Here is a 24,621-nt window from a genome sequence, read left to right as displayed (position 1 = left end):
ACCTGTCGATGCGCGGTGAAACAACCGGGTCTCGTGGGACGCGTCCGGTCACTGCTCCCGGACGCCCCACGGAGAGCCGTAGGCGGTCAGCAGATCCAGGAAGGGACGGGCCGCGAACGCCTCGGGACCGAGGACACCCGCGCCCGTCCAGGCGCCGGTGGCGAGGAGTTCGAGGGCGACGACCGGGTTCACGGCGGTCTGCCACACCACGGCCTGACAGCCGTACTCCGCCATGGACCACTGGTTGTCGACCACGTGGTAGACGTACACCTCCCGCGGCGCCCCGTCCTTGACACCCTTCACCCAGGTACCCGCACAGGTCTTGCCGTGCATGCGGTCGCCCAGCGTCGCCGGGTCGGGCAGACACGCGGCCACGACGTCCCGTGGCGAGACCGCGACCGGCCCCGCCGGACCGGGCACGGTCACCGCATCGGTGCGGTCCAGGCCCAGCAGGTGCAGTGTCCTCAGCGTCTCGATGAACTCGCGGCCCAGGCCGTACTTGAAGGTCACGCGGCGGGCGTCGACCCAGCGGGGGACGAGCAGCACCTCCTCGTGCTCCACGTTCACGCACTCCACCGGGCCGATGCCCTCGGGGAAGTCGAAGACCTCCGGCTCGCTGAAGGGTTCCGTCGTGAACCAGCCGCGCTCGGCCTCGTAGACGACGGGAGGGTTGAGGCACTCCTCGATGGTGGTCCAGATGCTGAAGGAGGGGGCGAAGTCGTAGCCGTCGACGGTGAGGTTCGCACCGTCGCGGACACCGATCTCCTCGATCTCGTCGAAGAGCTCATCGGCCGCGTACCGGGCGAAGACGTCCGACAGGCCGGGCTCCACGCCCATGCCGACCAGGGCCAGCGCGCCCGCCTTCTCCCACTCCTCGGCCTGCGCGAACTGCTCGTCGCCGAGCTTGACCCCGCACTCCGCGTACGGCCGCTCGGGATGCGGACGGGACAGGGACATCGCCATGTCGACATAGGTCGCTCCGGCGGAGCGCGCCGCCCGGAACAGAGGCATCACGAACCGCGGGTCGGTGGCGTTGAGGAGGACGTCGCAGGCGTGCTGTTCCAGCAGGGCGGTCACGGCCGACTCGTCGCTCGCGTCCACGCGCTCGGCACGGAACCGGCCGGACCGGTCGCCGAGCGCGGCCACCGCGGCCTCGGCACGGGCCGGGTCGTAGTCGGCGACGACCATGGCGTCGAAGAAGGGCCGCCGGGCGGCGATCCGGGTGATGGCGGTGCCGACGCCCCCGGCGCCCACGAGCAGTACACGCATGACAAACACTCCCTGACGGGTCGAGGTCGCAGATGCAGGGGCCCTGGCGGAGATACAACGCCGTGCGCCAACATAAGGTCAATGGCGTTGGCATAAGGACTGGAGTGTCTGGAGGCAGCCGTGCCGAAACCCGTGGTCCCCGAGGACAGACGCCGTCGGCGCAGGCCCACCAGGAGCGGGACCGTGCTGTCCGAGCGGCTGATCGTCGAGACGGCCCTGCGCATGCTCCGCGAACACGGCAGCGCCGGCCTCACCGCCCGCCGCCTGGGCCTGGCCCTGGACGCCGACCCGAGCACGCTCTACCGCTACTTCCGCGGCATGGACGACCTGACGCTGGCCATCGGTGACGCCCTGATCGGCCACGCGCTGGAGGGCTGGGCGCCGACGGGGGAGTGGCGGCACGACCTGCGCGAGGTGGGCCTGCGCATCCACGGGGCGTACGTCGCCCATCCCCAGGCCGCCGTGCTGACGACCAGCAGGGTCACCGGCCGGCCCAACGAACTGGCCGCGGACGAGGCGGTCCTGGACATCCTGCGCGGAGCAGGCCTCCCTCTCGCGGACTCCGTGCGGATCTACCACGCCTTCATCGACCAGACGCTCGCCTTCGCGGCCCTGGACGCGGCGTCCCTGGCGCTCCCGAGCGCGGCGCTGGACGCCGACGAGGACAAGTGGCGCTCGACGTACGCCCACCTGCCCGGCGACCGTTACCCCCGCATCGCGGAGGCGGCACCTCTCCTGGCCACCCGCATGGTCACCAGCGCGTACCCGACGGCGCTGGACATGCTCCTGGACAGTGTGGAGAGGCAGGCGGGCAGTACCCGTCAAGGGGCGGCACTGTCAGCGAAGGGTTTCTGAGGCGGCCGCCGTCACGGCCTCGGCCACCGCGGCCAGGGCCGGCGAGTCCAGCTTCCACTGCTGCCAGTACAGCGGAACGTCGACCGGCCGGTCCGGCGCCAGCGAGACCAACCGCCCGGTCCGCAGCAGCGGACCCGCCTGTACCTCGGGCACCATCCCCCACCCCAGTCCCAGCGTGACGGCCTCCACGAACCCCTCCGAGGTGGGCACCGCGTGCCGCGCCCGGCTCGCCCCGCCCCGGCCGAGCTCCCGCAGGAACCCGTCCTGGATGTCGTCACTGCGGTCGAACGTCACCACCGGCGCCTCCGTGAGCCCCTCCAACAAGGACCCCTCGAGATGTCGCGACACGAATCCAGGACTCGCCGCCGCCAGATACCGCATCCGCCCCAGTGCCTGTACGGAACATCCCGCCACGGCCTCGGGAGAAGACGTCACCGCCGCCATCACCAGTCCCTCCCGCAGCAGCTCCGCCGTACGGGTCTCGTCCTCACGCCGGAGCTCGAAACACAGCCGCTCCGCTTCCGGGACCCGCCCGAGCGCTCCCAGGAACCAGGTCGCCAGGGAGTCAGCGTTCACCGCGACCGAGACCCGGGTCACCTCGCCCTCGCCGGGCATGCCCAGCTCGGCGAGCGCGTCCCGCTCGAGGCGGGCCAACTGGCGGGCGAACCGCACCACGACCTCACCCGACTCGGTCGGCCGCACCGGTTTGGTGCGCACCAGCAGCACCCGCCCCGTGCGCTGCTCCAGTGCCTTCACCCGCTGGCTCACCGCCGAAGGCGTCACATGCAGAGCGGCCGCCGCCGCGTCGAACGTGCCCTCGTCGACCACCGCGAGCAGAGTCCGCACCTGATCCAGGGGAAGCTCGGTCATTATCACAACAGCTAATGATACGTAAGAATCTTTAGCTGTACGTGAGGTGATCGTCTCCGTACCGTCGAAGCCATGCCCGCTTCCCTGTCCGCCGCTGCCGCCGGTTTCGGCACCGGCCTCTCGCTCATCGTCGCCATCGGCGCCCAGAACGCCTTCGTGCTGCGCCAGGGGATCCGCCGCGACGCGGTCCTCGCCGTCGTCGGCATCTGCGCCCTGTCCGACGCCCTCCTCATCGCTCTCGGCGTCGGCGGTGTCGGCGCCGTCGTGGTCGCCTGGCCGGGCGCGCTGACCCTGGTCGGCTGGATCGGCGGCGGATTCCTGCTCTGCTACGGCGCCCTCGCCGCCCGCCGGGTCCTCAGGCCGGGGGAGTCGGGCCTGCGGGCGGAGGGCGAGGCGACGGGCTCCCGGAAGCGCGCGGTACTGACCTGTCTGGCGATGACCTGGCTCAACCCGCACGTCTACCTCGACACCGTGTTCCTGCTCGGTTCCGTGGCCGCCGACCGCGGCCCGCTGCGCTGGACCTTCGGGCTCGGGGCCGTACTCGCCAGCCTGTGCTGGTTCGCCGCCCTCGGGTTCGGGGCCCGGCTGCTCAGCCGCTTCCTCGCCAGGCCCACCGCCTGGCGGTTGCTCGACGGACTGGTCGCCGTGACCATGATCGCCCTCGGCGCCACGCTGGTGGCCGGAGCGTGACGTCGTCAACGGCCAGGTCCACAAGCTGAGATACCGCGTCCCGGACTCCTGGACGATGCTGCGATAGTGAACCCTGGACCCGTTAGATGTAACGAGCAACCAGGAAGCGCGTGGACACCGGCGAGAGCAGCACCGAACCCAGGACACCGGCCCCGGACGAGGCGCCGTCACCCCGGCGGGGCTGGCGTCGCTGGGCGATGGACACCCGTCCGCTGCGCATCCCGGCCTATCGCCGGCTGTGGAGTTCGACCATCGTCACGGCCGTCGGCAGCCAGCTCACCGCCGTCGCGGTGCCGAAGCAGATCTACGACATCACCGGCTCCTCGGCCTGGGTCGGCGCCGCGAGCATGGCCGGACTGCTGCCGCTGATCGTGTTCGCGCTGTGGGGCGGAGCGGTCGCCGACACCATGGACCGCCGCAAGCTCCTCCTGATCACCAACAGCGGCATCGCCGTCACCTCGGTCCTGTTCTGGCTCCAGGCCGTCAGCGGGCTCGACTCGGTGGCGGCCCTGATGGTCCTGCTCGCGGTTCAGCAGGCGTTCTGGGGCCTCAACTCCCCTGCCCGCAACGCCTCCATCGCCCGTCTGGTGCCCAAGGACCACCTCCCCGCGGCCAACGCCCTCGGCTCGACCGTCATGCAGACCGGCCAGGTGATGGGCCCGCTGCTCGCGGGTGTCCTGATCCCGGTGATCGGCCTGCCGGAGCTGTATCTCCTCGACGCCTTGGCGCTGTGCGTCACGGTGTGGGCGGTGTACCGGCTGCCCGCCCTGCCACCGCTCGCCGGCTCGCCGGTACGCCGGGCCGGGGTACGCGAGATCGCTGAGGGCTTCCGGTACATCTCCGCGCACAAGGTGCTGCTGCTGTCCTTCCTCGCCGACATCATCGCCATGGTCTTCGGCATGCCCCGGGCCCTGTTCCCGCAGCTCGCCTCCGAGACCTACGCCCCGTACGGCGAAGGGCTCGCGCTGGGTCTGCTGTTCGCCGCGATCCCGATCGGCGCGGTGGTCGGCGGGCTGTTCTCCGGCACGTTCTCGCGCGTGCGCCGACACGGCTGGATGGTCATCGGCGCGGTCGTCGCCTGGGGCGTGGCCATCACCGGGTTCGGGCTGAGCGGGAGTCTGTGGCTCGCCGTGGTGTTCCTGGCCGTGGCCGGAATCGCCGACATGGTCTCGATGGTCTTCCGCGGGGCGATCCTGCTCTCCGCCGCCACCGACGAGATGCGCGGCCGGATGCAGGGCGTCTTCACCGTCGTCGTCGCGGGCGGCCCCCGCCTCGCCGACGTCCTGCACGGCAGTGCCGGCTCGGTCTTCGGCGCCCGCGCCGCGGTCGCCGGCGGCGGTGTCCTGGTCGTCGCCGTCATGCTGCTGCTGGCCTTCGCCGTGCCGGCACTGCGCCGCTACCGCGTCTGAGAGCGCTACCGCGTTCTACAGACCGCTCCTGCGGTGGGAGCCGTACTGGTCCATCAGCCTGCCCCGGGTCGTCTCCAGGCGGTGGGCGAGGATCTCGGCGACGCTGCGGACCAGGATCATGCCGAGCTGCCGGTCCTCCTCGCACAGCCGGAGCACCGCCGCCGCGTCGAACTCGTGAGCCCGCACGGGACTGAACGCCTCCGCGCCGAAGTCCCACCGGTACGGCGGGAACAGCCAGGACCAGCCGAGCAGGTCGCCCGAGCCGAGTGTGGCGACGGCTACCCGGTGGTGGCTGGTCACCTGCTGGGTCAGCGAGACCGCTCCGGAGCGGATGACCCAGAAGCGGTCGGCCGTACCGCCCGCCTCGAAGATGTGGACGTCCTCGGGGAAGGAGACCTCCTTGGCGAGCGTCATCAGGCTCTGGCGCTGCGGCTGCGGTAGGGCGGTCAGCAGTTTTATCGCTTTGGTCATGACGCGGGGCTCCTCGCCGGCGGTGGATTCCGGTGTTGTGCCTACGCCCCATTTCAGCGGCTGCGGCCGTCCGGGGCACCTCGGCGGAGGCGAGGATCCGCGCCGGGCAGAGAAAAGCCCTGGCTGGACGGGGGAGGCCAGCCAGGGCAGTAAGAGGTGGTGGCGGAGGACGGTGGGTCGACCCCGTCACCACGTATGAATGAACCGTAAACCATCCGGGGAGATTTCGCGCAATGGGATCCGGGGTGCGTGACCCGTTTCACTCGGCGGACGCGTTGACGACCTTGATCGTCTTCAGCTCGGCGTCGGCGGCGTCGGGCAGGTTCAGACCCGCGGCCAGTCCGGTCCGCAGATACGCCAGTACGGGCTCGGTCAGCAGCTCACCGGGCAGTACGGCCGGGATCCCCGGCGGGTACGCGTGATCATCTCGGCGCGATCCGCCCGGCGGCCGAGGTGATCGGCACATTCTCTGTCGGGCCGAAGAACGCGTCCCGGCAGCTCGGCGGGCGGTGGTACCTCCACCCGCGGGGCCGGGTCCAACTCCGATGCGTCCCGCCCGATCAACAGCTCCACGGCCCGGTCCAGCAGCCGCCCCCGGGTCAGCCGGTCGTCCAGACCGCCCGACGCCGGCACGTCCCCGAGGAAGACCGCGTCACCCAGCACGTCCCGCACCTCCGGGTCGGCCCCGCGGGCCTGCTCGTGTCCCGGCGGGGTGAACGGCAGCTGTCTCCGGCGGTGGTCGTCGGTCAGGGTTTCCAGAAACGGCGCTCGGGTGTGATCGACAGTCATGGGCGGCGGGTGCCCGGCCCGGACGGCCCGGACGGCCCGGCGGTCAGCGGCTGCCCGGCCTGAGCACCTCGTCCAGCACCCGGGTCACCGCCTCGTAGGCCAGGGTGCGTACGGCGGCGTCCCGGGCGCCCTCCGGATCGGAGGGTGCCAGCTCGTCGCTGCGCGCCCGCCAGGACTGCTCCTCCTCCGCCGCGCAGGCCCGGGCGCGCTGGATTCGGCGCATCAGTTCATCTGAGTCCACGACATCCGTCATGCAGGTCGCGTACCCCCGGAACGCGATCGAATGGCCCCCTGTGCCGCCCGAAAGGCGGAGGTTTGGCCCGGCGTGCAGAGGTCAGCCGATTACTGGAGGCCTACGGACGGCGCGCACCGCACATCACGGTCACCGTGTCCGTGGGTCCGGCCGGGCCCGGCTTCTGTTTCACCCACCTGAGACCCCCCACTCGATCCACTGATCAGGAGCCACGTCATGTGCGACGAGCACAGGACCGAAGCCGCCCCCGAACTCCCTGTCGCCCGTCCCCGCGTTCGGCCCAGGCCGCGCCGGCCTGCGGAGGCGCGCCGGGCAGTCGAGCGGGCCGTGTCCGAACGCTGCCGTGCCACCCACACCTCCTGCGACGCCCAGGCTCTCTCGGACGCGCTGCTCGTCGCCTCGGAACTCACCACCAACGCCATCCTGCACGGTGGCGGCGTCACCGACTTCCGTGTCACCGTCGAGGGCCGGGGCGTGTCCGTCTCGGTCAGCGACCGCAGCGCCGCCCTGCCCGTCGCCAAGGCGCCCATGGACCCGCAGGGCAGGTGGCACCCCGGCGGCCACGGCTGGCCGATCGTGTGCCGGCTGGCCCGCGACGTCCGCGTGACCGACCTGCCTTCGGGCGGCAAGTGCATCACCGCTGTGGTGCCCCTGAGCTGATCCGGCACCCCTGGGGAAGCCGCCGGAAAACGGAGTTCCACTGACGCAGTTTGGGACCCATACAGCAGGGCAGACGCAGTTTCGTGCTTCGGACCGGAGGCGCGCCAGCGGGAGCTGTACGGCTGCTGTGGGCCCCTTTCGGCGGTCCCGGCGTCGTTCCTCCCGCGGTCAGACCCTGAACCCGTTCTTCAGGAGCGAATCCGCATGCTCACCGACACGTCGACCAGCCGTCCCACCACCCAGGACCGCCCCACCGCCGCCGGCAGGCGGCGGCACGACGACGCCCCCGACACCATGGCCCTCTTCGCCCGGCTGGCCGGGCTGGAAGAAGGCCCCGAGCGTGATGCCCTGCGCGACGAACTCGTCACCGCCTGGCTGCCCATGGCTCACCGCATCGCGGGCCGGTTCCGCGACCGCGGCGAGTCGATCGAGGACCTGCGCCAGGTCGCCGCCCTCGGGCTCGTGAAGGCCATCGACCGGTTCGAACCGGAACGCGGGGCCTTCGAGAGCTACGCCGTGCCCACCATCACCGGTGAGGTCAAGCGCCACTTCCGCGACCGCATGTGGGCCCTGCGGGTGCCCCGCCGCGTGCAGGAACTGCGCAACAAGGTGCGCGTGGCCCGACGCGAACTCACCCAGAACCCCGGTTCCCCCGAACCGACGCCCGCCGACCTCGCGGCCCACACCGGCCTGACCGAGGAAGAGGTCACCACCGGACTCGAAGCCCTCGAAAGCTTCAGCACCCTGTCCCTGGACGCCGAACTCTCGGCCGGCGACGACGGCTACAGCCTCGCCGACACCCTGGGCGGCCCGGACACGTCGTACGACATCGTGGTGGACCGCGAGTCCGCCAAGGAAGGTCTGCGCCGGCTGCCCGAGCGCGAGCGCGCCATTCTCTACATGCGCTTCTTCGAGGACATGACACAGAGCCGCATCGCCGACCAGCTCGGCATCTCGCAGATGCACGTCTCCCGGCTCATCAGCCGCAGCTGCGCCCGCGTGCGCGACGAGGCACTGGCCGACCGTTCGCGGCGCCAGGCCGACGGACCGACCGAGGCTTGAGAGCGCGGGGGAGAGAACCAGATGCTGATACCCAATCCGACGTTTTTGCGGCAACTCGTACAGGAGTACGAGACGCTGCGCGCCGCGGAGTCCGCGAACGCGGCAGAACCGAGCCCCCGCGCCCGGGACCTCGCCTACACGCTGTGTGTATCCACCGGCACGCGAGACGTGCGGCTGGCCCTGGAGACGGCTCACCGTCTGCTCGCGGCCATGTCCGAACCCGCGCGCCTGGCCGACTGACCGCATCCCGTGTGACCGTCCGCCAGGACGGCATCCGGACTTCCAGGAGACCGATATGACCACCAGCTCCACGGCAACGACCGGCCGGATCCAGGCCAGACGCGCGGCGCGCGGCTCCGTCACGGAGGGCGCCGCCCGCGCGGGATTCACCGCCCGCGGAGTGATCTACCTGCTGGTCGGCGTCCTGGCGCTGCAGATCGCCTTCGGCGACGGCAAGCGCCAGGCCGACCGCGGCGGTGCCCTCGCCGCCCTCGCCGACAAGCCGTTCGGCTCCGTCGTCCTGTGGGCGCTGGGCATCGGGCTCGTCGGCATGGCCCTGTGGCGACTGTCCGAGGTGGTGTTCGGCGCGGTCGGACCCGACGGGCGCAAAGCCACGAAGCGGCTGCTGTCGGCGGCCCGCTGCGTCTTCTACGCGTTCGTCGCCTACTCCGTGCTGGCCTTCACCGTCGGTTCCGGCAGTGGCGGATCGAGCGACAAGCAGTCCAGGGACGTCACCGCGCGGGTCCTGGAGTGGCCCGGCGGGCAGTGGCTGGTGGGCATCGCGGGCGTCGGCGTGGCGATAGCCGGTGTGTGGATCGCCGCACAGGCGCTGCGCAGGTCCTTCCACGACAAGCTCAAGCTCGCCGAGATGAGCCCGCGGATCAGGAAGCTGGTCGATGTGACGGGTGTCGGCGGCGGAGTGGCGCGTGGCGTGGTGTTCACCGCGGCGGGCGCGTTCGCCGTCCGTGCCGCGGTCGACTACCAGCCCGACAAGGCGAAGGGCCTCGACGACACGCTCCGCTCGTTCGCCGGCACCCCGATGGGGCCGTGGCTGCTCGTGCTGGTCGCCGTCGGGCTGGTGCTGTTCGGGGTGTTCTCGTTCGCGATGGCCCGTTGGCGCAGGGTCTGAGCCGCGGCATACGGGGAACCCGGGGTGCATGAACGAACCCGAGCTTCCGTCCGACGGCAGGCCCGTGGACGTCTACCTGAATCTGTTGCGCATCCGTATGGCCTCGGAGGACTACGAGCTGCTGCTCGACGTGGTCCGTCCGGTGCTGCGGGCGATCGACGAGCATCAGTTGCCCGCGCTGGACTTCGCGCTCGAGGACAGCCGGCAGGACGGGCTGCCCCAGGAGATCCGCGACGAGGCCGCTCTGGTCATCGCCACGGCGGTGACCGGCCGTATGGACAACCAGGTGATCGAACTCCATGTCGACGACAGCGCCGGCCCGATCCGGGTGGTCACCGACGCGGACACGGCCTCCGACCCGGTCCGCCTCGGTGAGATCGCCGAATACATCCGCGAACGCCGACGGCTCGACGACGAGCTGCGCGGCATCGCCGAGGTGAGCGGTCTGCCCACCGACCTCTGAGCGCCGCCCTATCGTCGGGGCGCCGCGACCGGCACGTCCAGCGGCCGGGCCAGGCCCACCAGGGTCTCGTCCAGCCGCTGGACGTGCCGTAGCACGCGGTCGGTGATCCGGCCGAACCGCGGGGTGCCGGGGACCTCGGTCTCCAGCAGCGACGCGATGCTCGGCCCGGTCTCGACCCGGGCGGTGGAGCGCTCGTCGGCGACATGCGCGGCGATGGCCGCGATGTTGTCCCCGATGCGCCGGCCGGCCCGGCGCAACCGGGGATCCGCCGCGATCGAGGGATGAGTGGGCAGCAGTTCGGCCGTGGCCGCCAGCGAGCGCGCGTGGTACGCGCAGGTCTCCAGGAGCGCCACGACATAGCGGGCGGTGTCCCGCCGGGCCCGCAGTGGCGTGATCGGGTGGGTGAGGGGCCGGGTGGCCGCCCGCAGGTCGGCCAGCGCCTGGTCCAGGTCGCGTGCCCGGTCGAGCAGGTCGGCGGGGGAGCCGCCGCTGAGCTGGTCCACGGCGGCCTCGGTGACCTCGTCGAGCCGCTCCAGGACGGTCACGAGCAGTTCGTTGGTACGGCGGTCCGTGCGCACCGGCAGGACGAACGCCGCCGCGATCACCCCGCAGGCCGCGCCGAGCGCGGTCTCCTCCACGCGCAGTACCAGCACCGAGAAGCTGTAGGTGTGCAGCAGGGTGTAGAGCAGCCCCAGCGCCGCGGTGACGAAGAACGACATCAGGGTGTAGGAGAGCGGCGCGGTGTAGAACATCGCGAACACCAGGACCAGTACCAGGGCGAACGCCGTCCAGGTGTGCTGCCCGACCGCCCCCGCCAGCACGATCCCGGCGACCACGCCGAGGACGGTACCCAGCAGTCGGCGGTAGCCCTTGACCAGGATCTCGCCCGTGGACGCGGTGTTGATGAAGACGATCCAGCAGGTCAGCACGGCCCAGTACCAGCGCTGACTGGAGAGGAACTCGCCCCCGACGATGGCGAGCGAGGACCCCACGGCGACCTGCACCGCGGCCCGGGTCGTGGGCCGCCTGAGCCCGGTGAGCTCGTCCTGCGTCCCGCCGTCCTCCTCGCGGGCGTCGATGACGGCGTCCTCGGCGTCCAGCTCCTCGCGCGAACGAGTCGTCGCGGGGGAGTCGTCCGACTCGTCCTGCGGGCCGTCCAGGGCGATCCGCAGGCCCAGGACCGCGCGGGCGGCCTCGCCGACGCCCCGGAACACGTCCTGGACGGCGGGCGGCGCGGGCGGCAGGTTCTCCTCCTCGCGGTAGCCGAGCAGCCGGTTGCGGACCTGGGACAGGGCCGTGCTGGATCCGGCGGCGACCGGGCGCAGCACCAGCAGCCGCAGCGCCTCCAGGTCCCGGCGCACCGTGGCCATCGCCTCGTCCCGGCCGGGCATCCGGTCCGTCCGCGGGGCCGGCGCACCCGGCAGATGCAGGGTGAGGGTGTCCGCGCGCTCGGAACTGCGGGCGCTCAGCAGCAACAGCCCGAGCCGCTCGGCGGTGATCTCGGCGTCCGCGATCCGCCGCTGCACGAGTCGCGCCGCGCCCGCGTCGGAGGTCCCCTCCTCCAGTCGCCCCTGGATCATCAGCGCGGTCTCGTGCAGCCGCGCGGTGCCCTCGCGTACGTCCTTCAGCGCCTCGTCGATCTCCTCGGGCCCGGCGTCCAGCAGCCGGAGCTGCGCGGAGACCAGCTGGGCCAGCCGGACCCGGAACGCCTCCCGCAGGCGTTCGAGGAGGCCCGCGGGGGTCTCCGGCACCAGCAGGAAGCGTGCCGCCGCGCTGCACAGAAAGGCGACGCCGAGGACGCCGTACAGCTCGGGCAGCCCGGAGACGGTGGCGCCGACGAACAGGGACACGAAGTAGACCTGGAAGCCGATCAGGCCGAGCGTGGTGCCGCGCTCACCGAAGCGGCGGCCGTAGACGGCGCAGAAGATCAGCGCGACGAAGAAGAGGTCGCCGGCCAGCACCCGGGAACTCAGCAGTGCGCCCAGTGACATCGAGGCCACGGCCACCGGGAGGCCCAGGGCGAGGGTCACTGCCTGCTGGGTACGCTGCTTCTCCCGGATGGCGAAGGTCGCGACCATCGCCGCGATGGCGCCGGCCACCAGGTGCGGGACGCTCATCCCCAGCAGACCGAGCACGGCCAGCGTGAGCGCGATCGCCGCCACCGTGCGCAGACCCGCGGCCAGCCGGAGCAGCCCCGGGTCCGACGCCGAAACCCGATCGCGCAGCCTCGCTGTGTTCACTCCGCCGTACTCACTCCCGTGTCACGTCATGATCCGTTCCAGCATGGCACGGCGGGGAAAATCACCTGCCCTCGGTCTCGCCGAGGGTGTGGGCCACCAGGGCGTTGGCGTGACCGTGTCCCAGCCCGTGCTCGGTCTTCAGCCAGGCGACCAGCTCCATGTGCCGGGTCAGCGGCGAGGAGCGGACGAGGTCCTGCCACTCGGCGATCGGGCGGCCGTACTTCTTCTCGATGGAGGGGAAGTAGCTCGCGGGGCCCTTCACGGTCTCGGCCATGACGATGTCCTTTCGGAGGGACGCTGTGCTGTCCCTCCTAAGACCGTCGGCCGGCGGGAAACCGACCGGCGGTCCGGAGTGATCCGCGTCACGCCTACGGGTCCAGCCGTGGTGTCCCCTCGACCTGCGCCCTGACCTGTTCCGGGGTCAGGTACGCGTCGGTGTACTCGAAGTCCTTCAGTTTGGCGGGCTTGCGGGCCTGGAAGCCGGTGCGGACGAAATCGTCGCCGGCGAGGGCGTTGAGCGTCCAGTTCGTCGCCACGCGGACCTTGGCCACGTTGGTGCGCAGCGCCATCCAGTGGTAGCCGCGGGCGGCGAACTGGGCGGGCAGGCCCCGCAGTTCGATGCCGAGCGGCTTAGAGACGGCGTCCTTGCCGCCGAGGTCGACGACGAGTCCCAGGTCCTTGTGGACGTACGGCTTCAGCGCCTGGCCCCGCAGCGTCGCGATGACGTTGTCGGCGACCACCTTGCCCTGGCGCATGGCGTGCTGCGCCGTGGGCGGGCAGATCGCGCTGTCGTCGTCCTTGGCCTTGTCCGGCACGGCGGCCGAGTCACCGAGCGCGAAGACGCCGTCCTGGCCCGGCAGGGTCATCTCGGCGGTGACGGCGAGTCGGCCGCGAATCGTTTCGGCGCCGAGCGTCGCGATGAGCGGACTGGCGACGACCCCGGCCGTCCAGATCAGGGTCCGGGTAGGGATCACCCGGCCGTCGGTGAAGGTGACCTCCTCGGGGCCCGCCTTCTCGATCGAGACACCGAGCGAGACGTCGATGCCGCGCCGGCGCAGGATCTCCTGCGCACTGCGCCCCAGCTTGTCGCCCAGCTCCGGCATCAGCTTCGGGGCGATGTCGATCAGATGCCACTTGATCAGCGACGGGTCGATGCGCGGGTAGCGCTTGACCGCCGCGTGAGTGAGCTTCTGCAGACAGGCGGCGGTCTCGGTGCCGGCGTATCCGCCGCCGACGACCACGAACTGCAGCCGGGCCGCCCGCTCGTCCGGGTCATGGCTGGCGTCCGCGAGGTCGAGCTGGGAGATGACGTGGTCGCGGATGTAGGCGGCCTCGGCGAGGGTCTTCATGCCGAAGGCGTGCTCGGTGAGACCGGGGATGTCGAAGGTGCGGGTGATGCTGCCGGGAGCCAGCACGATGTAGTCGTAGGGCTCGTTGACGATCTCGTCGGTGATGGTGCGGACCACGCAGACCTTGGACTTGAGGTCCACGCCGATCGCGCCGCCCGGGATGATCCGGGTGCGGTACTTCTTGCTGCGGCGCAGCGAGACGGCGATCGACTGGGGCGTCAGCACGCCGGAGGCGACCTGGGGCAGCAGTGGGAGATAGAGCTGGTAGGCGAACGGCGTCACCAGGGTGACGTCGGCTTCGTCCGGGGAGAGTTTCCGTTCCAGGCGGCGAACGCATTCGACTCCGGCGAAGCCGGCGCCAACCACCAGGATCCTGGGTCGTGTCACGGTGTTTCATCCCTTTCTGCGGCTCCAGGCGGTTCTGCCTCGAACGCCCTTCGTGTGCCCGTGCGGGCGCGACGAATGCGTCGAGGACCACCATGCCCGCCCGCGCCCGAAAGTGCACCGGGAGAAAGGTGAAGGAGGTGCGCGGACCGGACGCGGGGAAACCGCTTGTGAGGGTGCCCGTAGCCGAATGCGTGTGCGGCAGAAGGGTATTGGGGTGCTGTGGGCCCGCTCGCAGTGGAGAGCGGGGTCCGTGCAGCGCTCGGGAGGGAAGGAGCAGCGTGACCACCGACAGAATCTGGTCGTACGTGCCGGACAGCGGTTACGTCGAGGGACAGGACCTGACGGGCTTCAGCGTCGTCGCGAGCGACGGCGCGATCGGACACGTGGACCGGCAGGCCGCCCCCGACGGAATGGAGCACCTCGTCGTCGACACCGGTGTCTGGATCTTCGGCCGCAGCGTCCTGGTCCCGGTCGGTGTCGTCACCCGCGTCGACACCCATGACCGGCGGGTCACCCTGGCCTGCACCGGGTCGGAGGTGAAGGCGGCCCCCCGCTTCCGCACCGACAGCGAGACCAGGGACCGTGAGTACCTCGCGGCGGTCGGTGCCTACTATCTGGGTCTCACGGCCACCGCCTGACCGAAGCGGGCCAGGTCACCACGGCAGGAAGACGTGGACGTCCTTGCCGCGCTCGTCCGTCACCACGCTGACCTGGTCGCACAGCGCGTGGACCAGGTGCCAGCCGATGCCGCCGCCGCCCGTGCGCGGATCGAAGGAACGGGGGGCGGGCGGCGTCGGGTTGGTGTCGCGCAGCGTCACGTGCACACCGTCGAAGGTGCGGCGCATCCGCAGGACGAAGGGGCCGGGGGCGTACTGGACGGCGTTGGCGGCGAGTTCGGTGACCACCAGCAGGATGTCGTCCCAGTGCTCGGGAGTCGTGGGCGGCACGCTCTGGCCGAGGTCGCCCAGGAATTCCTCAGCGGCGAGCCGCGCACCCGTCACGCAATGCGGCTCGCCCGCGAAACGGGTGGTGCGGCTCGGAATCGCCTCGGAAGTCAGTGTCTCGTCCCAATGCGGCTCGGTGCCGTGCCGCTCTCACGACCCGGCGTCAGCGGATTCTTCGTACTCTCTCATGTCGCCACTGAGCCGTGTTCCCGAGGGCGGGCCGCCCAATCGTCCTCACCTCGGGGAACGCGGCGGACGGCGAGGTTTCACCGGAACACGTCGTCCGAGTCGTCCCAGCCCAGCACGTCCTCCGTCGGACCGCGCCGGGCGTTCGCCGAGCGGGCCTGGTACATCGCGTCGATCTCCATCGCGTACCGGCGCACGATCTCGTCGCGGCGCAGCTTCATCGACGGCGTCAGCAGGCCGTTGGCGAGGTCGAACGGCTCCGACAGCACCCGGAACACCCGGATCGACTCCGAGCGCGAGACCGTGCTGTTGGCGGCGGCCACGGCCCGCGCGATCTCCTCCCGCAGCGCGTTCTCCTCCCGGGCCCCGCGCGCCGAGGGGTCCTGCTGGGCGACCAGGACTCCGCGCCAGTGGTCCAGGAACACCGGGTCCAGGGTGAGCAGGGCGCCCACGCAGGGCCGGTTGTCACCGACCACCACCGCCTGGTGGATCAGCGGATGCATCCTCAGCCGGTGTTCGAGGGCGGCCGGGGCCACGCTCTTGCCGCTGGTGGTCACGATGATGTCCTTCTTGCGGCCGGTGATCGTCAGATAGCCGTCGGCGTCCAGCTGCCCGAGGTCCCCGGTGGCCAGCCAACCGCCGTACAGCGCCGCCCGTGTCGCGGCCTCGTCATGGACATAGCCCTGGAAGACCGACGGCCCGCGCACCAGGATCTCCCCGTCGTCCGCCACCCGGAGATCCACGCCCGGCAGCGGCTGGCCCACGGTCCCGGACTTCTCCCGGCCCAGCGGCTGCATGGTGATCCCGCCGCAGGTCTCCGTGAGGCCGTATCCGTCATGGACGTAGACGCCGATGCCCTCGTAGAACAGGGAGAGCTCACGGCCCAGGGTGGAGCCGCCCGAGGTGGCCCGGCGGGCCCGGCCGCCCATCGCGGCCCGCAGTCTGCGGTACACCGTCCGCTCGTACAGGGCGTGTTGGAGCCGCAGGTCGAACCCGGGGCCGGGGCCCTCACCCAGCCGCTGCCGCTCGCAGGCCAGGGCGAAGTCCCGTGCCGTGTCGGCGGCCCGCTCGAACAGGGCGCCGCGGCCCGACTGCTGGGCGGCGCGCAGGAAGTTCTTGTAGATCTTCTCGAAGACGGAGGGGACGGCGTAGAAGTAGGTGGGGCGGAAGGACTGCAGAGCGGCCGCCAGCGCCTCCTCGCTCGGATCGGGTTCGTGGGCCATGAGCAGACCGCCGCGGATGCACACGCCCTGGATCATGAGGCCGTACACATGGGAGAAGGGCAGGAAGGCGAGGACGGACGGCTGCTCTCCGGGAGGTGCCGTGATCTGGCGCCAGCCTTCGAGGAGGGTGTCGACGGGGCTCGCGAGGCCGCGGTGGCTGAGTGCGCAGCCCAGCGGACGACCCGTGGCGCCGGAGGTGTAGGCGATGACCGCCGTGGAGTCCGGCAGCACGATACGGCGCAGCGACTCGACCGTGGCGAGAGGGATCATCCGGCCCCGCTCCGCCAGGTTCTCGAGCGCGTCCGCGTCCAGCTGCCAGACGTGGCGGAGCCGGGGCAGCGAGGCGCACACCGAGCCGACCGTCATGACCGCCTGCTCGTCCTCCACCACCACGGCCACACAGTCGGTGTCGCGCAGGATCCACTCGACCTGTTCGCGCGAGGACGTCGGATAGATCGGTACGACCTCGGCGCCGACCGTCCACAGCGCGTAGCTGAGAACCGTCCACTCGTAGCGGGTGCGCGCCATGATGGCCACCCGGTGCCCCGGCGCGATCCCCGAGGCGACCAGTCCCTTGGCGAGGTCCACCACCTCGTCCCGCAGTTCCACGGCCGTGACCTCCTGCCAGCGTCCGGAGGAGCCCTCGGGACGGCGGGCGAGCACCGGCAGGGTGGGGTCCAGCTCCGCCCGCTCGAACACGCTGTCGGCCAGACCGCCGCTGGAGCGCGAGATGGTCCGGGGAGCGAGGGCGAAGTCGCGCATGCGCTGCTCCTGACGTGTACGGGCTGTGACTGCGCGGACGAGTTCGGTCATCCGCGGTGCTCGAATCTAGCCCAGGCGCGAGCGAGTGGTACCTGGAATACGGAAGTAAGCGGTCAGCCGTGATCTCGTCGAGATCGGGGCACTCGGACCGCATGAGTCACGTGAACCCCGATCCCGAACCCGAGCGCACCACCGGACTGGAACCGGGTGGCGGCGTACCGCCGGGCGAGACCCCGCCCGCCGAGAGCAGCCTGCCCGAGGCCGGCCCGCGGGAGACGCACAACCCGACCAGGGGCTGGGCCAAGGGGCCGCTGGCCCTGATCCTGCTCCTGGTCGTCCTCGTCGCCGCGTTCTTCCTGGTGTACGCGGTCGTCCTGGCCCTGTGAGCACTACGACTGAGTCAGCCGCACGCACTCGGTGACCACGCTGCGCAGGCTCCCGGTGCGCTCCAGCAGCTCACGCTGCACCCGGGCGCCGTTGCCGCGCCGCAGCAGTTCGGCGCACGATTCGCGCGCCCGGTCCAGATCGCCGCTGTCGGCGAGCGCGTCCTCGACATGCTCCAACAGGGCCCGCACCACCGTCTCGGCGGGCATGCGATGCATCGTCGCCGGGTGGAGCAGCTCCTCGGTGAGGCCGGAGCGCGCGGCCCGCCAGGCCGCCAGCCGCAGCAGACTCACACTGTGCGTCACCGGCTCCTTGCCCGCCCGCCACTCGCGCGCGGCCGTCTCCACCAGCCCGCGGGCGAGGGTCGCGAGGAGCGCGGCGGTGTCCGCGTGCAGACAGACGTCCGAGACCCGGATCTCCACCGTCGGGTAGGTCCGGGACAGCCGGGCGTCGAAGTAAATCATTCCCTCGTCCAGGATGACGCCGGTCGCCACCATGTCCGCGACCCGCCGGTGATAGCGCTCCGCCGAGCGGAACGGCTCGGTCGGACCGGCCGAGGGCCAGCGCTGCCACACCCGGCTGCGGTAGCTGCTGTAACCGGAGTCCTTGCCCTGCCAGAAGGGCGAGTTGGCGCTCAGCGCGGCCAGCACGGTCAGCCAGGGCTGGATCCGGTCGACGACGGCGACGGCCTCCTCGTCCGACTCCACGGACACATGGACATGACAGCCCATGACGAGCTGCTCCTGGGTGGCGATGCCGTACTGCTCCGCCATCCACCGGTAGCGGCGGCCGACGCCCACGGAGGGGCTGACGGGCAGCGGCGAGGTCGCGAGGGAGACCACGGCACAGCCGCTGTCGCCGGCGAGCCGGGCGGCCTCCTTGCGGCAGCGCACGATCTCCGCGCGGAGTTCGTCCATGCCCGACTGCGGGTGGGTGGCGAACTCCAGCATCTGGTTGTGCAGTTCCTTCTCGAAGACGTCCTGGCCCGGCTCGTCCTGCGCGGCCCGCGCGAGTACGGCCGCGGACAGCGCCTGCGGCTCGCCGGTCTCGGGGTCGACCAGGAGGAGTTCCTCCTCCACTCCGACGGTGCGCACGTGACATAGCCCTTTCTGTGGCCCTCGGCGACAACGAGGATGCGGGTTCTCGTACGACCCCGACTGCCCCTTCGGGCCGGTCGGACACCTCCGCGTCGCCTGTGGGCTCAGCCGGGCACCGGGACCAGCCACACCGTCGCCAGCGGCGGCAGGGTGAGCCGCAGCGCCCCGTCCTCCGCCTTGACCGGGTCTCGCCGCACGATGTCGCCGCCGCCGTACCGCGCGGCGTCGGTGTTGAGGGACTCCTGCCACAGGGGGAGACCGTCGGGGACGGTGAGGCGGTAGTCCTCGCGCACGACGGGGGAGAGGTTGGAGACCGCGAGCAGCGGACCGCCCGCCGCGTCGAACCTCAGGAAGGCGAAGACGTTGTCCTCGGCCGCGTCCCCGACCACCCACCGGAAACCGCCGGGGTCGGTGTCGCGCTCCCACAGGGCGGGGGTCACGCGGTAGACCGTGTTCAGGTCGCGCACGAGGTCGCGCACGCCCCGGTGGTCGGCCTCGGCCCCGTACGCCGGATCGAGCAGCCACCAGTCGGGTCCGTGGGACTCGGACCACTCGGCGCCCTGGGCGAACTCCTGCCCCATGAAGAGGAGTTGCTTGCCGGGGTGGGCCCACATGAAGCCGAGATACGCGCGGTGGTTGGCGCGCTGCTGCCACCAGTCGCCCGGCATCTTGGACACCAGCGCCTGCTTGCCGTGGACGACCTCGTCGTGGGAGATCGGCAGCACGTAGTTCTCGCTGTACGCGTACACCATCGAGAACGTCATCTCGTTGTGGTGGTACTTGCGGTGCACCGGCTCATGGCTGATGTAGCCGAGGGAGTCGTGCATCCAGCCCATGTTCCACTTCAGGCCGAAACCCAGGCCCCCGCTGTCCGTGGGACGGGTCACGCCGTCCCAGGCCGTGGACTCCTCGGCGATCGTGACGACACCCGGCGCCCTGCGGTACACCGTCGCGTTCATCTCCTGGAGGAAGGCGACCGCGTCGAGATCCTCCCGCCCCCCGAACACGTTGGGGCTCCACTGGCCGGAGTCGCGCGAGTAGTCCAGGTAGAGCATCGAGGCGACCGCGTCCACGCGCAGCCCGTCGATGTGGAACTCCTCGCACCAGTAGACGGCGTTCGCGACCAGGAAGTTGCGCACCTCGACGCGCCCGAAGTCGAACTCGTACGTCCCCCAGTCCGGGTGCTCGGCCCGCCGGGAGTCTCCCGGCTCGTACAGCGGGTCCCCGTCGAAGCGGGCCAGCGCCCAGTCGTCCTTCGGGAAGTGGGCGGGCACCCAGTCCATGATCACACCGATGCCGGCCCGGTGGAGGGCGTCCACGAGGTACCTGAAGTCGTCGGGCGTACCGAGCCGGGAGGTCGGGGCGTAGAAGCCGGTGACCTGGTAGCCCCAGGAGCCGCCGAAGGGGTGCTCGGCGACCGGCATCAGCTCGACGTGGGTGAAGCCCATGTCCTTGACGTAGGCGGGCAGCTGCTCGGCGAGCTGACGGTACGTCAAACCCTTGCGCCAGGTCGGCAGATGGACCTCGTAGACCGAGAACGGCGCCCGGTGCACGGGGATCTCGCCACGCCTGGCCATCCACTCCCGGTCGCCCCACTCGAAGTGCGAGGAGGTCACCACGGACGCGGTCGCGGGCGGCACCTCGGTGCTGCGTGCCATCGGGTCGGACTTGAGGAACCGGTGGCCGTGGCGCGAGGTGATCTCGAACTTGTAGCGGGCGCCCTCACCGATCCCGGGCAGGAACAGCTCCCACACTCCGGACGCGCCGAGCGAGCGCATCGGGAACTGCTGTCCGTCCCAGAAGGTGAACTCCCCGGCCACCCGGACGCCCTGGGCGTTGGGCGCCCAGACCGTGAAGCGGGTGCCGGTCACTCCCTCGTGGGTCATGGGCTCGGCGCCGAGCGCCTTCCACAGCTGCTCGTGGCGGCCCTCGCGGATGAGATGGAGGTCGGTCTCGCCGAGCGCGGGCAGGAAGCGGTAGGGGTCGTGCACCTCCTGTTCGCCGTCCGCGTACGCCACCAGCAGCGTGTAGTCGGGGATCGCGTCGAGGGACAGCACACCGGAGAAGAGACCGTCGCCCTCCGACGCCAGCCGTCTGCGCTCGCCGTCGATCACGACGCTCACCGCGCGGGCGAAGGGGCGCAGCGCCCGGAAAACGACCCCGCCCTCGACCGGGTGGGCGCCGAGCAGGGCGTGCGGGTCGTGGTGGGCGCCGGCCAGCAGGCGGCTCCGGTCCGCGGGGTCGAGCGCGGGGGCCGGGGCACAGGGCGCAGGTCCGGACGGCTCGGGCAGTGAGGTGTCGCGCAAAGCCACGGCTCAGTCTCCTCTCACGGCGAGGCGTTCGATCGCCGCCATGGGCACGGGCAGCCAGTCCGGCCGGTGTCGTGCTTCGTACAGGACCTCGTAGACGGCCCGGTCGGTCTCGTAGGCGCGCAGCAGCCCGTGTTTCTTGCGCGGATCCCATCCGGCGAGAGCGGCATAGCCCCCACAGAAGGCCTCCCGGCAGCGGCGCGCCCACTCCGGGCGCCAGGGCCGGCGCTGCCGGGCCGCGTAGTCGAAGGAGCGCAGCATGCCCGCGATGTCCCGGACCGGGGACTGGGCGGTGCACCGGTCGGCGAGCGGGCGCGACGGCTCGCCCTCGAAGTCGATGACGAACCACTCGCGGCCCGCGCGCAGCACCTGACCCAGGTGCAGGTCCCCGTGGACGCGCTGCGCGGGCGGCCCGGAGTCGCAGGTGGCGAGCGCGGCGAAGGCGGTGCGCAGGCCGGGGACGAACGGTCGCAGTGCCGGCACGCTGTGCGCGGCGGAGTCCAGGCGTTCGGTCATCGCGGCCGCCGTGGAGGCGTTGTCGTCGTGGCCGCTGCCGGGGAAGGCGGCGGCCAGCGCGAGGTGCACCTCCGCCATGGCCCGCCCCAGTTCGTGCGCCTGCACGGTGAAGTCGTCACCCGAGGCGAGCGCCTGGAGCGCCAGCGCCCAGCCGTCTGACGCGTCGCGCAGATACGGCTGGAGCACGCCGAGCGTGGCCTCCTGCGGATGCGTGGTCCGGAACCAGGCGACCGGCGCCGGCACCCGGCGGCAGCCCTGTCCGGCCAGCGCGGCCGGCACCTCCAGGTCCGGATTGACGCCGGGCTGGATGCGGCGGAAGAGCTTCAGGATGAACTCGTCGCCGTACACCAGCGAGGTGTTCGACTGCTCGGCCTCCAGCAGCCGTGGCGGGAGACCGGCGGGCACCGGCACCGAGGGGGCGCGCTCGAAGCGCAGCGGACCGGCCGTGCCGGGATGCCGGAGCCGCTCGAGCAGCAGTTGTGCCGAGCGCGGGTCGTGCAGGGCGTCGTACACCGTGAGACCGGCCAAGGGGCCCTGCTCCGCACGGCCGATGAGGGCGCGCCCGAGACGCGGCAAGAGGTGTTTGCGCACAACGAGCAGCAACTGGTAGCAGTCGCCCGCCGGGGCGCCGCCGCCCGGCGCGGGCACCCCGCCGTGACCGGTGTGGACCAGCAGATGCAGACAGCCCGGGAACAGCTCGGTCATCGACAGCAGACCGAGCTCGCTCACAGGCCGGTCCTTGCCCGCGAACCAGCGTTGCCGCGGCAGCCATTGGCGCAGCAGGTCGCCGAGCGAGGCCATGAGATCGGCCGCGGGCGCGGGTCTCGGGCTGAGGGGTGCGGTCTTCGGCATGGTGACGCGTCCTTTCGTCGGCACGCTCAAAGGCGTCGGCCGATGCGGGATGCGACTCGGGAGAGCCGGAACCAGTAGAAGCCGTGCCCGCCGAGGGTCAGCAGATACGGCAGTTCACCGATGGCCGGGAAGCGCACCCCGCCGAACAGCTCGACCGGGTGCCGGCCGTCGAACGCGCGCAGATCCAGTTCTGTGGGCTGCGCGAATCGGGAGAAGTTGTTCACGCACAGGACCAGGTCGTCCTCGTACTCCCGCAGGAAGGCCAGCACCGCCGGGTTGGAGGAGTGCAGCTCGGTGAAGGTGCCGAGACCGAATGCCGGGTTCTGCTTGCGGATCTCGATCATCCGGCGGGTCCAGTGCAGCAGGGAGGACAGCGAGGCCATCGACGCCTCGACGTTGGTGACCTGGTGCCCGTAGACCGGGTCCATGATGATCGGCAGGTTGAGCCGGCCCGGGTCGGCCGTGGAGAAGCCCGCGTTGCGGTCGGGGGTCCACTGCATCGGGGTGCGGACCGCGTCCCGGTCGCCGAGCCAGATGTTGTCGCCCATGCCGATCTCGTCCCCGTAGTAGAGGATCGGCGAGCCGGGCAGGGACAGCAGCAGGGCGGTGAACAGCTCGATCGTGTCCCGGTCGTTGTCGAGCAGGGGGGCGAGCCGCCGCCGGATGCCGATGTTGGCGCGCATCCGCGGGTCCTTGGCGTACTCGGCCCACATGTAGTCGCGTTCCTCGTCGGTGACCATTTCCAGGGTCAGCTCGTCGTGGTTGCGCAGGAAGATGCCCCACTGGCAGTTCTGTGGGATGGCCGGGGTCTTGGCGAGGATCTCCGAGACCGGGTAGCGGGACTCCCGGCGGACCGCCATGAAGATGCGCGGCATGACCGGGAAGTGGAACGCCATGTGGCATTCGTCGCCGCCGGCCTGGTAGTCGCCGAAGTAGTCGACCACGTCCTCCGGCCACTGGTTCGCCTCCGCGAGGAGCACCGTGTCCGGGTACATCGCGTCGATTTCCTTGCGGACCCGCTTCAGGAACTGGTGAGTGGCGGGCAGGTTCTCGCAGTTGGTGCCCTCGGCCGCGTACAGATAGGGGACCGCGTCGAGGCGGAAGCCGTCGATGCCGAGGTCGAGCCAGAAGCGGAGGGCGGCCAGGATCTCCTCCTGGACGGCAGGGTTCTCGTAGTTGAGGTCCGGCTGGTGCGAGAAGAAGCGGTGGAAGTAGTACTGGCCGCGGACCGGGTCGTGGGTCCAGTTGGAGGCCTCGGTGTCGACGAAGATGATCCGGGCGTCCTGGTACTGCTTGTCGTCGTCGGCCCACATGTAGTAGTCGCCGTAGGGGCCGTCGGGGTCCCTGCGGGACTCCTGGAACCACGGGTGCTGGTCGCTGGTGTGGTTCATGACGAAGTCGATGATGACCCGCATGCCGCGCTGGTGGGCGGCGTCGACGAACTCCACGAAGTCGGCGAGGTCACCGAACTCCGGCAGCACGGCGGTGTAGTCGGCGACGTCGTAGCCGCCGTCCCGGAGCGGTGACTTGAAGAACGGCGGCAGCCACAGGCAGTCGACACCGAGCCACTGGAGATAGTCCAGCTTGGCGGTCAGGCCCTTGAGGTCGCCGACACCGTCGCCGTTGCTGTCCTGGAAGGAGCGGACCAGCACCTCGTAGAAGACCGCGCGCTTGAACCAGTCGGGGTCCCGGTCCTTGGCCGGGGTGTCCTCGAAGGTGTCGTGGACGGGCTCGTTGACAGTCACGCTGTGGATCCTCCGATCTGCGGTGCCGACCTCTGGACCTGGAACAGATGCGCGGGTGCCCGGCCGGGCTCCAGGCGCACGTAGTTGTTTCTGCTCCAGCGGTAGGTCTCACCCGTCAGTTCGTCGTGGACGGACAGGGACTCGTGCCATTCCAGGCCGAGTTGCGGCATGTCCAACGAGACCGTGGCCTCCTGGGTGTGGTGCGGATCGAGGTTCACGACCACCAGAACCGTGTCGTCACCGGTGCGCTTGCTGTAGGCGATGACCGCGTCGTTGTCGGTGTGGTGGAAGCGGATGTTCCGCAGGCGCTGGAGGGCGGGGTGGCGGCGCCTGCTGGTGTTGAGCTGGGTGATCAGGGGGGCGAGGCTGTCCTCGCGGTCCCAGTCGCGGGCCTTGAGCTGGTACTTCTCCGAGTCCAGGTACTCCTCGCTACCCTCGCGGACCGGGGTGTTCTCCGCGAGTTCGTAGCCGGAGTAGATGCCCCACGTGGGGGAGAGGGTGGCGGCCAGGACGGCGCGCAACGCGAACGCCGGACGGCCGCCGTGCTGCAGGAATTCATGCAGGATGTCGGGGGTGTTGGTGAAGAAGTTCGGCCGCATGTAGCAGGCCGCCTCACCCGAGAGCTCCGTCAGGTACTCGGTGAGCTCCTGCTTGGTGGTGCGCCAGGTGTAGTACGTGTACGACTGCTGGAAGCCGATCTGCGCCAG

The 24,621-nt window shown here is 70.9% G+C and carries 24 protein-coding genes and 1 pseudogene; 10 read left to right on the top strand and 15 right to left on the bottom strand.

Annotated elements, in window-relative coordinates; genetic code table 11:
• Positions 1-48: 48 nt before the first annotated feature.
• A complete protein-coding gene (locus ACIRP7_RS30025; protein ID WP_403665563.1) occupies positions 49-1,269 on the bottom strand; it encodes a saccharopine dehydrogenase family protein in 1,221 nt (406 codons plus the stop codon).
• A gap of 120 nt (positions 1,270-1,389) precedes the next feature.
• Here ACIRP7_RS30025 and ACIRP7_RS30020 point away from each other — a divergent pair, with 120 nt between their 5' ends.
• Positions 1,390-2,124: a TetR/AcrR family transcriptional regulator gene (locus ACIRP7_RS30020; RefSeq protein ID WP_403665561.1), complete on the top strand. Its 735-nt coding sequence runs from the start codon at positions 1,390-1,392 to the stop codon at positions 2,122-2,124.
• Here the strand turns inward: ACIRP7_RS30020 and ACIRP7_RS30015 are convergent.
• Entirely contained in the window at positions 2,107-2,994 is an 888-nt protein-coding gene (locus tag ACIRP7_RS30015) for a LysR family transcriptional regulator ArgP (protein WP_403665559.1), read from the bottom strand. The genes ACIRP7_RS30020 and ACIRP7_RS30015 overlap by 18 nt on opposite strands.
• A gap of 72 nt (positions 2,995-3,066) precedes the next feature.
• Between ACIRP7_RS30015 and ACIRP7_RS30010 the strand changes: the two genes are divergently transcribed.
• Positions 3,067-3,684 carry a LysE/ArgO family amino acid transporter gene (locus ACIRP7_RS30010; RefSeq protein ID WP_403665557.1) on the top strand — a complete coding sequence of 206 codons (618 nt, stop codon included), beginning with the start codon at positions 3,067-3,069 and terminating at the stop codon, positions 3,682-3,684.
• A 110-nt stretch (positions 3,685-3,794) separates the two neighbouring features.
• The gene (locus ACIRP7_RS30005) at positions 3,795-5,093 is read left to right on the top strand and encodes an MFS transporter (RefSeq protein WP_403665555.1); all 1,299 of its coding nucleotides are present in this window, start codon (positions 3,795-3,797) and stop codon (positions 5,091-5,093) included.
• Between the two features lie 15 nt (positions 5,094-5,108).
• Here the strand turns inward: ACIRP7_RS30005 and ACIRP7_RS30000 are convergent, their stop codons facing one another.
• From ACIRP7_RS30000 to ACIRP7_RS29990, 3 genes and pseudogenes are all read right to left on the bottom strand, one after another.
• Positions 5,109-5,564, bottom strand: a complete 456-nt coding sequence (locus ACIRP7_RS30000) for a cyclic nucleotide-binding domain-containing protein (protein ID WP_403665553.1) — start codon at positions 5,562-5,564, stop codon at positions 5,109-5,111.
• Between the two features lie 259 nt (positions 5,565-5,823).
• A pseudogene (locus tag ACIRP7_RS29995) lies at positions 5,824-6,176 on the bottom strand (ornithine decarboxylase); the annotation flags it as partial.
• 220 nt (positions 6,177-6,396) lie between these two features.
• Positions 6,397-6,606 carry a hypothetical protein gene (locus ACIRP7_RS29990; RefSeq protein ID WP_352385857.1) on the bottom strand — a complete coding sequence of 70 codons (210 nt, stop codon included), beginning with the start codon at positions 6,604-6,606 and terminating at the stop codon, positions 6,397-6,399.
• Positions 6,607-6,822: 216 nt separating this feature from the next.
• Between ACIRP7_RS29990 and ACIRP7_RS29985 the strand changes: the two genes are divergently transcribed.
• From ACIRP7_RS29985 to ACIRP7_RS29965, 5 genes are all read left to right on the top strand, one after another.
• Entirely contained in the window at positions 6,823-7,266 is a 444-nt protein-coding gene (locus ACIRP7_RS29985; RefSeq protein WP_403665551.1) for an ATP-binding protein, read from the top strand.
• 204 nt (positions 7,267-7,470) lie between these two features.
• Positions 7,471-8,328: a SigB/SigF/SigG family RNA polymerase sigma factor gene (locus ACIRP7_RS29980; protein WP_403665549.1), complete on the top strand. Its 858-nt coding sequence runs from the start codon at positions 7,471-7,473 to the stop codon at positions 8,326-8,328.
• A gap of 21 nt (positions 8,329-8,349) precedes the next feature.
• Positions 8,350-8,568, top strand: coding sequence for a DUF5133 domain-containing protein (locus ACIRP7_RS29975; RefSeq protein WP_403665547.1), 219 nt, complete (start codon positions 8,350-8,352; stop codon positions 8,566-8,568).
• 55 nt (positions 8,569-8,623) lie between these two features.
• On the top strand, positions 8,624-9,457 hold the full coding sequence (locus tag ACIRP7_RS29970) for a DUF1206 domain-containing protein (protein WP_403665545.1): 834 nt from the start codon (positions 8,624-8,626) through the stop codon (positions 9,455-9,457).
• 28 nt (positions 9,458-9,485) lie between these two features.
• Positions 9,486-9,920 carry a hypothetical protein gene (locus tag ACIRP7_RS29965; RefSeq protein WP_403665543.1) on the top strand — a complete coding sequence of 145 codons (435 nt, stop codon included), beginning with the start codon at positions 9,486-9,488 and terminating at the stop codon, positions 9,918-9,920.
• Positions 9,921-9,928: 8 nt separating this feature from the next.
• On the opposite strand, the gene ACIRP7_RS29960 is transcribed toward ACIRP7_RS29965, so the two are convergent.
• The 3 genes from ACIRP7_RS29960 to ACIRP7_RS29950 all read right to left on the bottom strand — a co-directional run bounded on the left by ACIRP7_RS29960 (position 9,929) and on the right by ACIRP7_RS29950 (position 13,896).
• Positions 9,929-12,160 carry an FUSC family protein gene (locus ACIRP7_RS29960; protein WP_403665541.1) on the bottom strand — a complete coding sequence of 744 codons (2,232 nt, stop codon included), beginning with the start codon at positions 12,158-12,160 and terminating at the stop codon, positions 9,929-9,931.
• Positions 12,161-12,221: 61 nt separating this feature from the next.
• Positions 12,222-12,434: a DUF4287 domain-containing protein gene (locus ACIRP7_RS29955; protein ID WP_403665539.1), complete on the bottom strand. Its 213-nt coding sequence runs from the start codon at positions 12,432-12,434 to the stop codon at positions 12,222-12,224.
• Positions 12,435-12,528: 94 nt separating this feature from the next.
• Positions 12,529-13,896 carry an NAD(P)/FAD-dependent oxidoreductase gene (locus tag ACIRP7_RS29950; protein ID WP_403665537.1) on the bottom strand — a complete coding sequence of 456 codons (1,368 nt, stop codon included), beginning with the start codon at positions 13,894-13,896 and terminating at the stop codon, positions 12,529-12,531.
• A 278-nt stretch (positions 13,897-14,174) separates the two neighbouring features.
• Between ACIRP7_RS29950 and ACIRP7_RS29945 the strand changes: the two genes are divergently transcribed.
• On the top strand, positions 14,175-14,534 hold the full coding sequence (locus ACIRP7_RS29945) for a PRC-barrel domain containing protein (RefSeq protein WP_403665535.1): 360 nt from the start codon (positions 14,175-14,177) through the stop codon (positions 14,532-14,534).
• 15 nt (positions 14,535-14,549) lie between these two features.
• Here the strand turns inward: ACIRP7_RS29945 and ACIRP7_RS29940 are convergent, their stop codons facing one another.
• Positions 14,550-14,954, bottom strand: coding sequence for an ATP-binding protein (locus tag ACIRP7_RS29940; protein WP_403665960.1), 405 nt, complete (start codon positions 14,952-14,954; stop codon positions 14,550-14,552).
• A gap of 152 nt (positions 14,955-15,106) precedes the next feature.
• Positions 15,107-17,011, bottom strand: coding sequence for an AMP-dependent synthetase/ligase (locus ACIRP7_RS29935; protein ID WP_403665533.1), 1,905 nt, complete (start codon positions 17,009-17,011; stop codon positions 15,107-15,109).
• 152 nt (positions 17,012-17,163) lie between these two features.
• Between ACIRP7_RS29935 and ACIRP7_RS29930 the strand changes: the two genes are divergently transcribed.
• Positions 17,164-17,397 (top strand): DUF6480 family protein, encoded by a 234-nt coding sequence (locus ACIRP7_RS29930; protein ID WP_403665531.1) that lies wholly within the window; start codon positions 17,164-17,166, stop codon positions 17,395-17,397.
• Positions 17,398-17,400: 3 nt separating this feature from the next.
• On the opposite strand, the gene ACIRP7_RS29925 is transcribed toward ACIRP7_RS29930, so the two are convergent.
• The 5 genes from ACIRP7_RS29925 to ACIRP7_RS29905 all read right to left on the bottom strand — a co-directional run.
• A complete protein-coding gene (locus tag ACIRP7_RS29925) occupies positions 17,401-18,489 on the bottom strand; it encodes a glutamate--cysteine ligase (protein ID WP_403665529.1) in 1,089 nt (362 codons plus the stop codon).
• Positions 18,490-18,596: 107 nt separating this feature from the next.
• On the bottom strand, positions 18,597-20,804 hold the full coding sequence (glgB, locus tag ACIRP7_RS29920) for a 1,4-alpha-glucan branching enzyme (protein ID WP_403665527.1): 2,208 nt from the start codon (positions 20,802-20,804) through the stop codon (positions 18,597-18,599).
• A gap of 3 nt (positions 20,805-20,807) precedes the next feature.
• Positions 20,808-22,169, bottom strand: coding sequence for a maltokinase (locus ACIRP7_RS29915; protein WP_403665525.1), 1,362 nt, complete (start codon positions 22,167-22,169; stop codon positions 20,808-20,810).
• Between the two features lie 26 nt (positions 22,170-22,195).
• On the bottom strand, positions 22,196-23,914 hold the full coding sequence (treS, locus tag ACIRP7_RS29910) for a maltose alpha-D-glucosyltransferase (RefSeq protein WP_403665523.1): 1,719 nt from the start codon (positions 23,912-23,914) through the stop codon (positions 22,196-22,198).
• On the bottom strand, positions 23,911-24,621 hold a 711-nt coding region (locus ACIRP7_RS29905), incomplete at its 5' end, for an alpha-glucosidase C-terminal domain-containing protein (protein ID WP_403665521.1). The genes treS and ACIRP7_RS29905, both read right to left, overlap by 4 nt.

Origin of the sequence: Streptomyces sp. NPDC102270, from assembly GCF_044766405.1 — a bacterium.
In the GTDB taxonomy this organism is placed as follows: domain Bacteria; phylum Actinomycetota; class Actinomycetes; order Streptomycetales; family Streptomycetaceae; genus Streptomyces.
The sequence above is the reverse complement of the archived record's forward strand: the minus strand, read 5'-3'. Positions and strand labels throughout refer to the sequence as shown.

Coding starts and splice junctions, on each gene's coding strand:
- ACIRP7_RS29985 (WP_403665551.1), top strand. CDS start 6,823: ATGTGCGACGAGCACAGGACCGAAGCCGCCCCCGAACTCCCTGTCGCC.
- ACIRP7_RS29980 (WP_403665549.1), top strand. CDS start 7,471: ATGCTCACCGACACGTCGACCAGCCGTCCCACCACCCAGGACCGCCCC.
- ACIRP7_RS29965 (WP_403665543.1), top strand. CDS start 9,486: ATGAACGAACCCGAGCTTCCGTCCGACGGCAGGCCCGTGGACGTCTAC.
- ACIRP7_RS29935 (WP_403665533.1), bottom strand. CDS start 17,011: ATGCGCGACTTCGCCCTCGCTCCCCGGACCATCTCGCGCTCCAGCGGC.
- ACIRP7_RS29915 (WP_403665525.1), bottom strand. CDS start 22,169: ATGCCGAAGACCGCACCCCTCAGCCCGAGACCCGCGCCCGCGGCCGAT.
- ACIRP7_RS30010 (WP_403665557.1), top strand. CDS start 3,067: ATGCCCGCTTCCCTGTCCGCCGCTGCCGCCGGTTTCGGCACCGGCCTC.
- ACIRP7_RS29990 (WP_352385857.1), bottom strand. CDS start 6,606: ATGACGGATGTCGTGGACTCAGATGAACTGATGCGCCGAATCCAGCGC.
- ACIRP7_RS29975 (WP_403665547.1), top strand. CDS start 8,350: ATGCTGATACCCAATCCGACGTTTTTGCGGCAACTCGTACAGGAGTAC.
- ACIRP7_RS30000 (WP_403665553.1), bottom strand. CDS start 5,564: ATGACCAAAGCGATAAAACTGCTGACCGCCCTACCGCAGCCGCAGCGC.
- ACIRP7_RS29930 (WP_403665531.1), top strand. CDS start 17,164: ATGAGTCACGTGAACCCCGATCCCGAACCCGAGCGCACCACCGGACTG.
- ACIRP7_RS30015 (WP_403665559.1), bottom strand. CDS start 2,994: ATGACCGAGCTTCCCCTGGATCAGGTGCGGACTCTGCTCGCGGTGGTC.
- ACIRP7_RS30025 (WP_403665563.1), bottom strand. CDS start 1,269: ATGCGTGTACTGCTCGTGGGCGCCGGGGGCGTCGGCACCGCCATCACC.
- ACIRP7_RS29955 (WP_403665539.1), bottom strand. CDS start 12,434: ATGGCCGAGACCGTGAAGGGCCCCGCGAGCTACTTCCCCTCCATCGAG.
- ACIRP7_RS29970 (WP_403665545.1), top strand. CDS start 8,624: ATGACCACCAGCTCCACGGCAACGACCGGCCGGATCCAGGCCAGACGC.